A 14193-nucleotide genomic window follows, 5' to 3' on the forward strand; every position below is an offset into this window, starting at 1 on the left:
GTTACGATCCTGAGGCCACCGCCTCGCCACCAGCAAGGCGTTGCGAATTGTAGAACAGGTTGCGGAGCGTTACTGCCAGGTTCAATCGGCCTCTCTCCGCTCTTTGGGCTGGGTGCACCTGACGCCCGTTAGGGAAGAGAGCAGCGGGCCTGACGGGCCCATTTCAATCCGACCCGGGGTGGCCGTAAACCGATACCGGGTTGAGCGCTACACCGAGGGTCGCCGCATGCTCATCTCATCGGCCCGCATGCTGCGAGGCACTTGGCGAGCGCCCACCGCTAATGGCTCACGATCTTTGTCGAAACATGGGCCTGCGTGCCTGGGCCGCAGTTTCTGATAGACTAACTTGAGCCGTTCTGCGCGCGCCTCCCACGAATACAACTCGACGGCACGCTTGCGCCCTTCGCTTCCCATTTCACTTGCCCGGACCGTATCCTCCAGCACCGTGATCAATGCCTGCGCGAGCTCGCCAGGAGCGTCGACTTCGACCAGCATCCCGGTGATGCCAGTTAGAATGGATTCACACATCCCGCCCACGCGCGTTCCCACCACCGGTATCCCGCAGGCCATGCCCTCCACGACCGATATTCCGAAGCTCTCGCTGAGTGACGGATTCACCACAATGTCGGCCTCATGGTACGTCGCTACGAGATCCTTGTGGGGCACGTTGCCCAGGAAGCTAATTCGATCACGTAACCCGTGGCACTCGATGAGTTCCTCTAAGTGTTCCTGATATTTGCAATTGCCCCAGCGATCGTAGAAACGGTTCAACGCGGTAACCCGCGGATCCGACGAGAGGCTGGTCAGGAAGTCCACCGAAAGCGGCCATTGCGGCCCTGCGATCCGAAGTTCCACGTCCGCGAACTTGGCCGCAACCTCACTGAAGGCCTCGATCAGTGTGTGAAGCCCCTTCTCTGGCGATACCCGCCCAACGAACAGGATGACACGTCGGGTTCTGGTGGATGCGGAAGCCCGCTGCTCGCTCGGCCGAAAGTAAGAAACGTCCACGCCATTACCGACGGTGGCAACGACGCCAGGATAGTCCGGGAATGCAGAAAGAAAGGTCCTTGCGATGTGATCGCTGACGGCGACCACCGCATCCACTACCGTGAGCTGGCGGGCCACCTGATCGCGGTCACGCTGTGATAGCCACTCACACTGCATCTCAAGCACGAGCCGATGAGATGAGCTGGCTGCCTTCAGCTCCCGGCACCATGTCCAGTAATTCATCACATGGACAATATCTGGTTGATCTACGGCGAGGTAGCGACGAATCTTGTTACGATATTGCGAGTGGTCATCGGCCTTCCGATCCAACCGCAACCAGCGCGCCAGACGCGGAAACTCGTTGATGACCCGCTGCAGCGCGTGATCACGTAGCACCGCAGCCCGCCGCACCGCGAACGGCAGGTCCGCGGGCACCGTGTCGTCTCGATAATGCTTGCCATAGAGCGTTATCTGCAGGCCTTCGCCGAGCCGCAGCGCCGTGTTATAGACGATCAGCCCGATTGAGTTTTGAACAGGCGGAAAAAGTCTATCGCACGGCTGACCGACGTATACGAGCTTCATGTCACTCCCCCACCGTCAGCTCGTTCAGGCGACTCTTCTAAGTGCCGGGCGGTCTTCCGGTCGGGAGAGATGGTCGGCGAGGCGGCGAATGCCCTCTTCGAGCGGCACCAGGGGACGGTTCAGTATAGCCTTCATCTTGTTCGTGTCAGGACAGCGGCGCGTCATGTCGCCTTCCGCAAGGGGCGGCCGGAATTCCAACTTCGATGACGAGCCCAGCACTTCGATGACAAACTCGGCCAGCTGTAGAATGCTCATTTCCACGTCGCTGCCCACGTTGATCACCTCGTTCTCGTGCGCGCGCGTTCGATGAACCGCGACGCAAGCGTCAACCGTGTCGTCGACGTAGCAGAAGGTGCGGGTCTGCGAACCGTCCCCGTAAATCGTCAGGGGCTCGCCGCGCTGGGCGGCACGCACAAATCGCGGCAGAACGAAATCCTCGCTCTGACGTGGTCCGTAGGTGTTGAAGAAGCGAAAAATGGTAAAGGGGAGTCCAAACTCACGCTGAAAAGTGCGCAGATAGACCTCTCCAAGATTCTTCACCACTGCATACGGCAGACGTGAGTTAAGCGGCGTGGTGCTCTCGTTTTGCGGAATCTCGAAAGGCTCGCCATATACTTCCGATGACGAAGCGAAGTAGACACGCTCGGCGCCGGTGTTCTTGCATAGCCTCAACACGTTCTCGATACCGGTGATGTCGCGCAGCACGAGCAGAGGATTTGCCAAGGTCCGCTGCACACCGACGACGGCTGCGAAGTGGAAGACGTGGGTGAAATGGAAGCGGTAGAACAACGATGAGATGTCATCGAAGTCGTTCACATCCGCCTTTACCACGGTCAGATTGCCCGCGTCTATTTGTACCTTGTCTCGACTTCCGGTCGACAGGTTGTCAGCGACGACCACTTGGGTCTGAGGTAGCTTGACCAACGCGCGAGTGAGGGCGCTGCCGATATTGCCCGCTCCACCAGTTACCAGGATCGATTGCATCATATTCCCCACCTCAACCGAACAGTTTAATCGACTGACGCAGTGTGCGTCCCTGCGCGAAACGCGGCGTCTTCGACCTCGCGAGCGAAGGTGGCTCCCAGATCCTTTAGGACGTCGCTTGAAAGCTGAATGTGGCAGCGCCAGGTTTATTTGACAACGTGGCTTGGGGTAAGCATTTCGGCTGTTCTCCCGATGGCGCAATCCATGCTATTTTCGGCTCTGGGGCTGGCTAAGCGCATACATTTTGCTGATTGCTGTGAACTGCTTCCCCGCGGTAATTGAGGCGATCCTTTATTGTCGACATTGAAGAAAGTTGCCAGCATCTCATGCAGACTGCTCCAGACCTTCAGGAACTGGTTAACCGCATCCGAACGCGGGACTACACCATTGGCATCATGGGCCTCGGCTACGTTGGCCTGCCGCTCGCCATGATCTCGCTGGACGCGGGGTTCAAAGTCATCGGGTTCGACATCGACGCGTCTCGGGTTGCACTTCTTAACCGCGGAGAAACAGGCATAGATCATTTGCCTGGTGCTGCCATCAAAGTGGCTGTCGACAGCAAGCGGTTTCGCGCCACCAGCGATTTCGCCGACCTAAGCGAACCCGACGCGATCTTGATAGCGGTGCCAACGCCGCTTACCAGAAACCGGGAGCCGAACCTGTCGTTCGTCGAAAACAGCGCACGTGCGATCGCGGAGCGGCTGCGCCCTGGTCAACTTGTCGTTCTGGAGTCGACGACCTGGCCAGGAACGACGCGAGAGGTCGTTCAGCCGCTGCTCGAGGCGACGAACCTTTCTCTGGGAAAGGACTTTTTTCTCGCCTATTCGCCCGAACGGGTGGACCCAGGCAACGACGTACACACCACCGCCACAGTTGCAAAGGTGATAGGCGCCGACGACCCATCGTCCCTGCAGGTTGCCAAGGAACTGTATGATCAGATCATCGTGCAAACCGTTCCCGTGGCCTCCGCCGCAACGGCAGAGGCTGTGAAGCTGACCGAGAACATATTTCGCTCTGTGAACATTGCGTTGGTCAATGAGTTGAAGGTGATTTTTGACAGGATGGGCATCGACGTCTGGGAGGTGATCGAAGCCGCCAAGACCAAGCCGTTCGGATATATGGCGTTTTATCCAGGCCCCGGCCTCGGCGGGCACTGCATCCCGATCGACCCATTCTACCTGACCTGGAAGGCAAGAGAGTACGAAGTAACAACACGCTTCATTGAGCTTGCCGGTGAAATCAACACGAACATGCCGCATTATGTGGTTGACCGCCTTGTGGAGGCCCTGGACCGGCGAGCCGGCCGCGGCCTGAGCGGTTCGCGGATCCTGGTGATCGGGATGTCCTACAAGAAAAACGTGGGTGACACACGAGAAAGCCCATCGTTGAAGCTGATCGACATCATGGAGCGACGCGGGGCAGTCGTTGATTACCACGACCCCTACGTACCGGAGATACCCGGAACAAGAGAGTACGCCACCCTGGCAGGTCGCCCCTCTGTGGATATCTGCGCTAGCAGTTTGGCATCGTATGATGCCGTTGTCATCTCGACAGATCATGATGCGATTGATTGGCAGAACATCACCAAGCACGCAAAGCTGGTGCTCGATACCAGAAATGCTTGTGCGCGCAGTCAGTCACGCACCGATAACGTCGTAAAGGCATGAGCGGCCCGACTTGCGCACTGGCTTGGTCAACTGCCAGCGACAACGTCGAATGGTTTAACAGGTCGAGCGGTTGAATTCATTCAGCGCAGCGCATTTTCCCGGACTTGAGCGTCGAGGCATGAGCGCCCACGCAGGCGTGTAAACTAAACAAGTGGAGCCGGCCGAGGTCGCTACGGTTTGCGGCGCCGGCCGATGCTCGCCCCTCCCCGTCAGCGGGCCTTTTGATCGCCATCAGCATCCTTGCCGACCGCGTCGTTCCGCCAGACATGGATCGCTTCGAATGCGTCCCATGCGATCGACACAATGTCGAGATCCCCGTCACCGTCGAGGTCGACCGTCCTTGCTCCCAGATGGCTTTCCATCCCTTCGCCGACCAGCTGTTCGATGAACCGCCCCCCACCCAGATTATGCCAGCTCGAGACGCGAAGTGCGCCGCGATGCTCGCCCATGATAAGATCCGGCCTGCCGTCCCCAGTCATATCGGACACTGAAAGGCTATTAAGGGAACCGCGCGAGGTGATTTCGTGTTGCTCCCAGTCGGAGGAGCTGTCGCCGGGGTTGTGCCACCAATACGCCTTAGCGCTGTCGGCTTTGCCATTTTCCTCGGTCACGACGATGTCCGCACGTCCATCGCCATCAAGATCGGCGGCCGCGACGCGGTCGGGATAGACCATTTCAGGAACTGTTCCAACATGCCGAAGCTCCCAGTCTGGCGAGCCGTCACCTGGATTGCGCCACCATGCGGCCGTCTTTGCATCGCCGGTCGTGGCGACAAGGTCAAGTAGACCGTCGCCATCGATATCGGCGAATGCGATCCCTTCATCAGACGCTTCGGCGCAGATGCGGGTGCGCGGCCATGGCTCGACTGTTGGATCGTCAGGAATCTTGAAGTAGAAAACCCCACCGCCACTCGATACCGCCAGCTCCGGCTTCCCACCTTTTACGACCTGGGCTAGCGCATGGCCCTGAGAGCCGAGCTCATGACTGGCGGCGGGAACCTCTCCGATCTCGTGCTCTTCAAAGCGGTGCGCTTCAATGTCCTCGGCATGGAGCCACACCAGGTGCAGCGCCCTGCCTCCGCCGCGCTGTGCTATGACCTCCCCGCGCCCGTCACCATCGAGATCCAGGGCTGCGACCGCGTCCACACCCTCGGCAAGCGGGGTCCGTTCCCATTCTGTGTTCCAGGCTCCGGACGGTTGACGGTACCAGAACGGACCCGAGATGACGTCCGTGAGATCATCACCATCCATGGCGGAAAAAGCGATCCCAAAGGAGCGGACGTGCCCGTTCGTGATGCTATGATAGGTCCAGCGGTCGAGGCGGACCGATGCAGGCGGATCGAGCCGGTTGATCCACATTCTGACAGGCGGGTTGCCCACCCAGTTCGCCCCATAGATGTCAAAATCGCCATCCCTGTCGACATCGGCGACGACGCCGTTGTGGAGACCCACATCGTCGATCACTTGACGGGCCCAGCGCGTTCCTCGCCCGTCGACATTGTAATGGATCGCGAGCTTGCGCTCCTCGGTCGTATGCATCTGCCCGACAACGACATCGTTGTCCCCGTCTCCGTCCATGTCGGCGGCCTGCAGCGTATGGGCGCCCGCGACAGAAGGCTGAATGACATGGCGGATCCAGCGGCCCGTCGGTCCGGCGAGGGGCTGGAACCAGGCGACGTCGTCAGTGTGCTCGGAACTTGAAGTCAGAATGTCGGCGCGGCCGTCCTGGTCAAGGTCGGTGACGAGCGCCTTGAATGCAGGATTGAACGGACCAAGCTCGTAGCTGCGCCATAGTGCTGGATCGCGTGCTGCCGCAGCGCCTGGATTCGACGCCCATACTCCGTGCAAGACGAGATCGACATCAGCATCGCCGTCAATATCACCGATTGCCGTTCCCTCTTCGCCAAGATTGAAGAAGAACAAGCCCACGCGGGTCCAGGAGTTGGGGCTTTCTTGGAAGAAAATCATCACTTCGCCAGGCGCCCGTACGACGATATCAACGAGGCCGTCCCCGTCGAAATCAGCCGCCTTGATGTCTTTGCCCCAGCTGCCGACTGCACCAATTTCCCGACGCTTCCAGCTGGGACCGTGGGTCGGGTTGCCATTCGGCCGCGGGTTCTCGAACCAGACGAGATTGACAGCATCGGGCCCATCGGCCGTGACGATGTCGGGATCACTGTCCCCATCGATGTCGGCAAGCACTCCGTCGGTGGTGAACTCGACGTGGGGCCTCGCGATTACGGTGTGAACCAGATCGGGCCACCGCCACCAAGACATCGCATCCTCGGGGAAGCCGCCAAGAACGAAATCTAGTCGACTGTCGCCGTCTATATCGCCAACAAGCTTTACGTCTCCTGAGTAGGGGGCAATCTCTTTGCGTTCAAAAACAAGACCCGACTGTAGAATTTCTTCGGGAGGTCCCTGTCCCCGAGCGGCCTCGCAACTTGCGAGGGTGTACCCGATCATCAGGACGGCGATCAGGCGGCCGAACATGCTAAATGTTGATTTCGCAGCGTGTGAACATTTCGTAGTCGGCCAGCAACCGCCCGACGAAATCTCCCCCCGACAAGTCCGACAGCGTCCGCCATTCATCTTGGTTCTCCAGGCGCTGCATCTGAGACGCATGCGCCGCCAGCGCTTCCCGCATTACGCCGATCACATCGTCAGGATAGGCGGGGCTATTGAGCGTGGACGACGCGATGGTATCAATCCAGACTGGATACTCGAATACCGTAACAGGGCGACCCTAAGCACGAAGCGCCGCGCGAACTGTTGCATTGACGGCGACATGATCGGAAGTCGGATCCTTTGCATAGTTCACGAAAACGCTCTGCGGCCGCCATGACTTGAGCATCGACACGACCGTAGTGTTATCTCATGAACGTGATGATTGGCCGCCCCGCCTGGAAGGCGTAAGAATGTAACACTTTCGGATGAAGCGCCCAGACGATGAACTGCTTCCATGGCTCCGGCTTCGCGTGTCGTCCGCAAGGTTTCAGGATGCCTAAGGTCGCGACGCGGCGCCGTCGGTGACAAAAACCAAACGGACCTTGGCACCCGAGGCAATCTTTTTGGCCGCAACGCCACCGCAACCCAGCATCTCATCATCCGGATGTGGCGCAACAATGACCGCCGGCGCTGACCAGTCGCCTACTTCAAACGGCTTAGGTCGCAGTCGCAATTTACTATCAAGCATGGTGCTGAAGGTCCGCCTAAAGGTCCACGTTGGTGCGCTTCCATCATCCGTTCGCTCGCGTTGTTGAACGCCGATCGCCCATGGTAACAACTCACGGGCGTTAACCTGTGTTTGTTGGGGGAAGACTTTATGAAAGTGGGTATCCTCGCGGGAGGATTTGAGACACGGCTGGCCGAGGAAACAGAGAGCCTGCACGCGTTCAAGCCGCAATGGACGGCCCGGCGCGGCGTCGCGCAGCGCTACGAGGCATTAGGCACTATTGGTCTCTTGCTTGAAGAGTTCGAGGGGGAGCGCTTCAGGCGCATCGCCCACGCGAAAAAAGCTGATCCGCGAATGCGAACTGGACGAGCACCTGGTCGCGCTCCCGTTCTGGCCAAAGCAGACTGAGCCGGGCTAAAGGGGGACGATATGGACATGATGTGCCTAGATGCGAATTCGGTGACCGAGCAGGCCTGCCGATCTTGCGGTGGAAGTGGCATTGAGACGTTTCTCGAGTTCGGTAAAACGCCATTGGCCGATCGCCTTCTCACCAGCAGCGACATCGGCGAACCAGAGCCCATTTTTCCGCTGCGCGTCGCGTTCTGCAAAGACTGCAGCCTCGTCCAGATCACCGAGACGGTGAATCCGATAATTCTTTTTGCGGATTCCTACCCATATTATTCTTCTTTCTCCCCTGCCCTCTTAAAGCATTCGCGTGCGAATGCGCTTGATCTGATCAACCGCCGCGGTCTTGGGCCGGAGAGCCTTGTCATCGAATTGGCGAGCAATGATGGTTATCTGCTGAAGAACTACGTCGAGGCGGGAATTCGGGTGCTCGGAATTGATCCGGCCGACGGACCTGCCGCCGCTGCCGAGAGGGTCGGCGTGCCCACGCGCTGTGCATTCTTCACCCGCGATCTCGCGGAAACGCTGCGCGCGCAAGGCATGCGCGCGGACATTATCCATGCCAATAACGTGCTCGCCCACGTGGCCGACACCAACGGATTTGTGGCAGGAATTGCCCGACTTCTCAAGGATGACGGTGTGGCGGTTATCGAGGCACCCTATGTCGAACCTTTGATCGAACATTGTGAGTTCGACACGATCTATCACGAGCATCTTTGCTATTTTTCAGTCACTGCACTGGATAAGCTCTTTCGCCGTCACGGGCTTTACCTCAATGAGGTCAAGCACCTTTCAATCCACGGCGGTTCACTGCGCCTTTATGTGGAACCGCGCGAGAACGTGGGGGCGACAGTAAAGGAACAGCTTGCCCATGAAGCCTCGCGCGGGATCGATGCGATCGGCTATTTCCGCGATTTCTCCACCAAGGTCGACGCGCTGAAGCGCGACCTTTCCACGCTCTTGCGCCGGTTAAAGTCGCAGGGTGCCACGATTGCCGCCTATGGAGCGGCAGCCAAGGGAGCAACGCTGATCAACACCGTCGGCATCGGGCGCGACCTCGTTGACTTCGTCGTGGATCGCAACGTCTATAAACACAGCAAATACATGCCCGGACAGCGCCTGCCGATCCGCTCGACTGAAGCGCTTCTCGAGGTGCAACCCGACTACGTCCTTCTCCTTGCTTGGAATTTCGTAGACGAAATTCTCGATCAACAGGCCGAGTATCGTGCACGCGGCGGAAAATTCATCCTCCCCGTGCCAACGCCGAGAATCATATGACAAAACAGGCGGACCGCGCGCAAATGGCTTGCCTGAAAGCCGATGGACCGACGCAGTCGACGGGTTCCATTCGAACCGATTGCTTGGTCTGCGGTCAGCGAAATCTGCTCAATTCGGTGCTATTCGAAGGGTTGCCCCTGCTCTGCAACGCACTTTGTGCGGACCCGGCATCGGCGCGCGCGGCACAGACCGGCAGATTTGCGACTACCTTCTGCCTCGGCTGCACGCACGTCTTCAACGCCTCATTCGAGGAAAATCGCATCGGTTATACGCAAAGCTACGAGAATTCGCTTCATTTCTCCCCCCGTTTCGTGGCGTTTGTTGAAACGCTGGCCGAGCGCCTGAGCAGGACCTACGCGCTCTCGGGAAAGACGATCGTCGATATTGGATGCGGCAAGGGGGATTTCCTGAAGCGGCTAAGCTTGATCAGCGGTGCGCAGGGAATCGGTTTCGACAAGAGCTTCGAGGACAATCGGGGGGAGCCGGTCCCTGGCGTACGATTTATCAATGACTGGTTCGGCGATTCCTACGCGGATCTGCGTCCTGACCTGGTGGTATGCCGCCAGGTTCTCGAACATATCGCCGAGCCGGTGAAATTCCTGCGCGCCCTTCGCGCCCATCCGGGCATCGGACCGGAGACGGTGTTCTTCTTTGAAGTCCCGAATGTCCTTTACACGCTCCGAGATATGGGAATCTGGGACATCATTTATGAGCACGCCTCCTATTTCACGCCCGCTTCGCTGAACGCGGCGTTCGAGACGGCTGGCTTTCGAGTGCTGGATGCAGGGACGTCTTTCGGCGACCAGTATCTTTACATTGAGGCGCGGCCGGCTGCCCCCAAGAACGCTACTTCCGTTGACAGCCGCGAGATCGAAATGCTCGTCCGCGATTTCGAGCGCGCCTATCGCGACAAGATCGAGCGATTGGGTGGTTACATCGCGAGGCGCAATCCCCAGCAGACCGTCGTCTGGGGAGGGGGATCGAAGGGCATTACATTCGTCAACGTGGTGCCAGGCGCCGATCGGATCCGCGCGATCATCGACGTGAATCCGCACAAGCAAGGTCGCTTTGCCCCAGGAACCGCCACTCCGGTCCTTGCTCCGGAGGAGTTGCGCGGCCAGCCAGTCGAAACGATCATCGTCATGAACCCGCTCTACCGCGAGGAGATCACCAGTCTCGTAGCGGAGCTCGGCTTCACACCGGAGATTGCGGTAGCATGAAAGTTCAATTCAACCGCAGCGGCACGAAAGCGCAGGATTGGTAGGGGATACTCCCACCAAGGGGTCATCGGACTTTCTCGCCTCGTTTAGCCCGACAATCTGGCAGAGAGGCGCTCACCTTGATTGCCGCGGGCACCTCGTTTGCCCTTGAATATCAGCCGGCACGGAAGGGGTAGCTCCCGCTTCTTGATCGCCTGCGCGAATGGGCGTGTGGGACGCGGGATGGTCCATCGGCAATCGTGCTGCACCAAACTGGCCCCGAGTGCGTAAGACATACGTCGTTTGGCGACGTTTACGTTCCCACGCTCCGGCGTAAGGTTTGGCAAGATGCACTCGAACGAATTCGAATCCCGGCAACGCGCCCGCAGCGATCACGTCAGGATATCAGCCTTAACACCGCCTAATTTGATTGCGCTACAAAGAGGATTTCCAGAGGAGCTGCCTATGACCAATAAGAACTGGATGCAGCCACCCTTCCTCGCTAACCACAGCATCCTCAGCCATGCGTGCTTGTGGGTGGTAGAATAGAATGACGAGCAAGCATGCGAACCGCCATCTGTGTCCCGCGCCGACTCTGCGTTCGCGAGATTCCAGCTCGATAAACGATAGCCGGAGAGAGATCTACGGCTCTCCTTTTTATTCACGTAGACCAGGCCAGATCGCTAGCGGCGCAGCCGTGAGACGAAGACGGGAAGCCTTGACTGCGCGATCGAAAGTCGCAGTTCCGTCCTCCAATGGGCAAAGAGACATGCGATGACATCGATCGGCGCGAAGATTGTCAGCGGCGCAGCTTGGACAGCAGTAGAAACATGGGGGCGGCAAGCAGCCATGTTTGCCGTTTTTGTCGTATTGGCCAGGCACCTCGGACCTGAAGCATTCGGCCTCGCCGCCCTCTCCATGGTTGTACCCGTCGTTCTTGCTATTCCGGTCACGACCGGAATACCGGAGGCACTCATTCAGCACCCTAAAATTGAGTCCTTACACTTTGACTCGGCCTTCTGGCTTCTCGCCGCGAGCGGCGCGGTGATTAGCGGGCTCATCTGGATGTCTGCCGGTTTGATTGCTGCAGCGTTCGGACAGCCCATTCTCGAAGATCTCATCCGCTGGAGCAGCGTGGTCGTCGTAATTCAGGCCCTCTCGTCGGTACCTGCGGCTGTGTTGAAGCGCCAACTCGAGTTCCGCTTGTTCGCGTTGCGTACACTTGCCGGCACCGTCGTCGGCGGCACACTCGGCATCGTCTTGGTAATAGCCGGTTTCGGCGTATGGAGCATGATTTGGATGCACCTTGCAAAAGCGGCTGTGGAAACCGCTGTCCTTCTCGTTGGCAGTTCTTGGCGGCCCCGTCTGACCTTCTCCTATGCAAAGGTTCGTGACCTATTAGGATTTGGCGGCCCGCTTATCGTCCAGACTTTTTGGAGTTTTTTGAATGAGGAAATTCCAAAGGTCCTACTCGGCACGTTCCTCGGCCCCCACGCGGTCGGAGTCTATGCTCTCGCCCGTCGTCCGCTCGACCTTCTGGTGCAAGTATTCCTCAGTCCGCTGATGGCTGTCACTATGCCCACCGTGGCACGGATTCAAGATCAGCCCGAAAAGATCGACCGTTTCTTCAACACGACCGTCCGCATCGCCGGGATAGCGGGGTTTCCTGCATTCATCGGATTTGCCGCGATCGCACCGATCGCTGTTCCCTTTATCTTCGGCCCGCAATGGGCCAGCGGAGTCGTCGCTGTCCAGATTCTCATGCTGCTGGGCCTGCAACGCACGATTGACAGCCTCTGCGCGTTTACGATCCTTGCAATGGGTCACTCCAGGTTGATCCTGAAGTTGAATATAGCCTACTCTGTTGTCGCAACCATGCTGTTGTCCGTCACTGCGCAGATCAGCCTTGAGATGACGATGGTGGCGCTCGTAGCCTGCGGCCTGGTCCTCCTACCAATCTTCCTCTTCTACGCTCAGCGCATCGCGCGTATCGACGTGCTGAGACCCCTTGAGATCTTCCCACGACTGGCTCTCGCCGCCCTCCTGATGTTCGGCGCCGTCAGCGCGTGGCTAAGCAGCGCGCCGGAGCACGCCGCGCAGGAGACGCTTCTTATTAGCGCAATTGGCCTTGGAGCCGCTGTCTATTGTACGGCTGTCTTCGTGCTGGTGCGCTCTGACCTGTTCAATGCGCGAGACTTGTTCCTCAGGCTTCGCGGCTAGTTTGGTGTCGGGCTCGACCTGTAGAAGAACCCGGGGAAATAGGAGCCCTTCCTGAGCTTGGGGATGCGCAGTTCGACGGTGCCGGCGCGCGTCTACCAGTCGCGCTCGCGATAGCCGTTGCGCTGGGCCGTGCGCAACGGGTTCTTCTCGCCACAGCCGGCGCCGGTACCGGCCCCAACTTCCAGCTTCATCAGCCGCTCGGCGGCAAAGCCAAGCATCTCGCGCAAGAGATCGGAATCCGGAGTCTTCTCCACGAGCGCGCGCAGGTTCTGTTGATGACCACCGCAAAGCCGCTCGCTCACTACAGCGCTATCGAGGGCGCGCTCGCGAGCGGCTTCGCTACCGCCGAGCTACACCACCTGTGGGGACGCGACCGTGACCAGTACCTCTTCATCGAGGCAAGCCTCCCCAAACCGGGAAGCCCGCTTGGTCTTTCAAGACCTGGAAGGATTGATACGTTGGTCCGCCGCTTCGACCAAACCTATCGCGACAAAGTCGCCCTGGTGGCGCGATTGCCCATTACCTTGTCTGGGGTGCGGGATCAAAGGGTATCACTTTCGTCAACGTCGTTCCCGAGGGCGCGCGGACACAAGCAAGGGCGCTTTGCTCCAGGTACAGGCACGCCTGTGGTTGGGCGGGAGAGCCAGCGCGGCAGACCCTTCGGTCGATCATCGTGGAACCCGCTTTATCGGGACGGAGTTGCCCAGGCGGCGAATAAGCTTGGTCTCGCGCCGGATATCATCATTGCATGAGCCGGCGACCCACCCTTTGCGGCTGACGGACTGACTTTACTACTCCATCGACGTCGATCCGTTGCAGGTTGACCGGCCTCAGCCAGCAATGTCGCGTATAGTCGGTCGACCGACGCATAAACTGTGTCCAATTAAGTGGTGTTCTGAACAGCGCCCGCCAAAGGGACAGGGAGTTAAGGCCGATCAGAAAGCGAGACCGGATGAGTTGGCCGCGCCTGTCCACCGCTGCATAGGTTACGAACCCGTGAAACGCAGCGCCGAATCTCTTCAGCACAGCATCAACCTGCACGTCATAAGGCTCGTTGGCGGCGAAACCTTGAAGCGACTTTGTTGTCCCGACCGGCCGCGTGTGTCTTACAACAACATCGTCAACTATGGCGTACCGCAGCCATGGTGAATCGGTCAGACGGGTCCACAGCAAATCAATGCCAGTCTCGTAGCCAAGCCCGAATAGGCTCCGGGCCGCGGCAAGATATTTCGCGCTGAACACCGGACACATCATTTCCACGGTATTCGTGTACCGAAGAACGTAGTGCTTCCTGTTGGTCAGCGTCGCGGCATAGGAGAAATGGCTGTCCCACGCCAATGCGGGCTGAAACAGATCGAGATTGTACTGACGTCCAATCCCAAACAGACGGTTCAACTCATGCGCCGTCGTCTCTATATCATCGTCGATCAGCGCTATGTATTCATACTGTGTCAGAATTTCCGGATAGTCCTCGAACAGGGAATGATAGCCCGCTATCTTCCGGCCCGGAAGAAATATGTTGAACCCCTCCGCCCCGCCGGGTGCACCTGCCTGGTAGGCAGCGACGAGAAGATCGAACTCTGCCTCGCCGGTTCGTTGCGCCCAGCCGGCATGCAGCGATCCACGCCCTGCCCGTACGATCACAAGGTTCTTCCTGCCGGTGCCGGCCGGCAGTCCCGATCCAGGCGAACCCTCTG

The 14193-nt window shown here is 58.8% G+C and carries 9 protein-coding genes and 2 pseudogenes; 5 read left to right on the forward strand and 6 right to left on the reverse strand.

The annotated features are described in order from the left end of the window. Positions 1 to 207 precede the first annotated feature (207 nt). Together X738_RS59550 and X738_RS59555 are read right to left on the reverse strand one after the other, a co-directional pair. The gene (locus X738_RS59550; RefSeq protein WP_023799584.1) at positions 208 to 1569 is read right to left on the reverse strand and encodes a glycosyltransferase family 4 protein; all 1362 of its coding nucleotides are present in this window, start codon (positions 1567 to 1569) and stop codon (positions 208 to 210) included. A 24-nt stretch (positions 1570 to 1593) separates the two neighbouring features. Further along, a complete protein-coding gene (locus X738_RS59555; protein WP_023799585.1) occupies positions 1594 to 2556 on the reverse strand; it encodes an NAD-dependent epimerase/dehydratase family protein in 963 nt (320 codons plus the stop codon). Positions 2557 to 2879: 323 nt separating this feature from the next. Here X738_RS59555 and X738_RS59560 point away from each other — a divergent pair, with 323 nt between their 5' ends. Continuing rightward, a complete protein-coding gene (locus tag X738_RS59560) occupies positions 2880 to 4220 on the forward strand; it encodes a nucleotide sugar dehydrogenase (protein WP_023799586.1) in 1341 nt (446 codons plus the stop codon). A gap of 209 nt (positions 4221 to 4429) precedes the next feature. On the opposite strand, the gene X738_RS59565 is transcribed toward X738_RS59560, so the two are convergent. Both X738_RS59565 and X738_RS89065 read right to left on the reverse strand, forming a co-directional pair. Next, on the reverse strand, positions 4430 to 6712 hold the full coding sequence (locus X738_RS59565; protein ID WP_245277677.1) for an FG-GAP repeat domain-containing protein: 2283 nt from the start codon (positions 6710 to 6712) through the stop codon (positions 4430 to 4432). Between the two features lies 1 nt (position 6713). Beyond that, positions 6714 to 7462 (reverse strand): annotated as a pseudogene (locus X738_RS89065) (PIG-L deacetylase family protein). An 82-nt stretch (positions 7463 to 7544) separates the two neighbouring features. Here X738_RS89065 and X738_RS86065 point away from each other — a divergent pair. From X738_RS86065 to X738_RS59590, 4 genes are all read left to right on the forward strand, one after another. Beyond that, positions 7545 to 7802, forward strand: coding sequence for a hypothetical protein (locus X738_RS86065; protein WP_023799591.1), 258 nt, complete (start codon positions 7545 to 7547; stop codon positions 7800 to 7802). Positions 7803 to 7823: 21 nt separating this feature from the next. Then, entirely contained in the window at positions 7824 to 9077 is a 1254-nt protein-coding gene (locus X738_RS59580) for a class I SAM-dependent methyltransferase (RefSeq protein ID WP_023799592.1), read from the forward strand. Beyond that, complete coding sequence (locus tag X738_RS59585) at positions 9074 to 10297, forward strand: class I SAM-dependent methyltransferase (protein WP_023799593.1); 1224 nt, start codon at positions 9074 to 9076, stop codon at positions 10295 to 10297. Before X738_RS59580 ends, X738_RS59585 begins: the two co-directional genes overlap by 4 nt. Before the next feature lie 753 nt (positions 10298 to 11050). Then, the gene (locus X738_RS59590; RefSeq protein ID WP_023799594.1) at positions 11051 to 12496 is read left to right on the forward strand and encodes a lipopolysaccharide biosynthesis protein; all 1446 of its coding nucleotides are present in this window, start codon (positions 11051 to 11053) and stop codon (positions 12494 to 12496) included. A 26-nt stretch (positions 12497 to 12522) separates the two neighbouring features. Here the strand turns inward: X738_RS59590 and X738_RS59595 are convergent. Together X738_RS59595 and X738_RS80885 are read right to left on the reverse strand one after the other, a co-directional pair. Beyond that, positions 12523 to 12798, reverse strand: a pseudogene (locus X738_RS59595) (transposase); the annotation flags it as partial. A 439-nt stretch (positions 12799 to 13237) separates the two neighbouring features. Continuing rightward, positions 13238 to 14140 (reverse strand): DUF707 domain-containing protein, encoded by a 903-nt coding sequence (locus X738_RS80885; RefSeq protein ID WP_023799597.1) that lies wholly within the window; start codon positions 14138 to 14140, stop codon positions 13238 to 13240. Between the last annotated feature and the right edge of the window lie 53 nt (positions 14141 to 14193).

The organism is Mesorhizobium sp. L48C026A00, from assembly GCF_000502375.1.
In the GTDB taxonomy this organism is placed as follows: domain Bacteria; phylum Pseudomonadota; class Alphaproteobacteria; order Rhizobiales; family Rhizobiaceae; genus Mesorhizobium; species Mesorhizobium muleiense.